We start from the raw sequence: 656 nt of genomic DNA, 5'->3' as shown, positions 1-656 counted from the left end.
CGTTCACGTGCGGCTTGGTCCGCTCGAACTTTTCCTTTGCCATGTCGCGACTCCTGTCTCGGTAGCAATTGCCAGTGCGGGTATTGGTGGTGCCCATGGGCAGGATCGAACTGCCGACCTCTCCCTTACCAAGGGAGTGCTCTACCACTGAGCCACATGGGCGAATCTAGACTTACTTCTTGCGACTACGACCAAGCCTGGAGCGGGTGAAGGGAATCGAACCCTCGTCGTAAGCTTGGAAGGCTTCTGCTCTACCATTGAGCTACACCCGCCCGGTTACTTCTTCCTGCTTCACCGGCTTGCGCCTGGTCGCTGTCTTGCATTCTGGTGGAGAGGGCTGGATTCGAACCAGCGTAGGCGTAAGCCAACAGATTTACAGTCTGCCCCCTTTAGCCACTCGGGCACCTCTCCGCAGAGAACTTGTGATTATGGTGTAACTTACCGGAGCTGTCAAGCACTTTCCATTGCGGTGAGTGCTGCGCGGATCGCTTCAGAAGTCCCGCCTGATCGCTCGAAAATCGATTCAGCCGGACCAGAATCATCGATATGAAATCGACGCTCTCACCCTATAGGGTGTCTATAGGGGTGAAGCTGGATTCGATTACAAAAATCCAAAGACAAAACCCCTCGCAGCGTTGGCTGTCGAGGGGTTTTGG

At 54.9% G+C, this 656-nt stretch carries 3 tRNA genes; all 3 read right to left on the bottom strand.

Annotated elements, in window-relative coordinates:
* Positions 1-87: 87 nt before the first annotated feature.
* A tRNA-Thr gene (locus ABDB81_RS30430) sits at positions 88-162 on the bottom strand.
* 36 nt (positions 163-198) lie between these two features.
* Positions 199-272: transfer RNA gene (locus tag ABDB81_RS30425), tRNA-Gly, on the bottom strand.
* Positions 273-325: 53 nt separating this feature from the next.
* Positions 326-411 (bottom strand) — tRNA-Tyr (locus ABDB81_RS30420).
* Positions 412-656: the final 245 nt, after the last annotated feature.

This window comes from Cupriavidus sp. DL-D2 (assembly GCF_039710735.1).
Lineage (GTDB): Bacteria > Pseudomonadota > Gammaproteobacteria > Burkholderiales > Burkholderiaceae > Cupriavidus.
The sequence above is the reverse complement of the archived record's forward strand: the minus strand, read 5'-3'. Positions and strand labels throughout refer to the sequence as shown.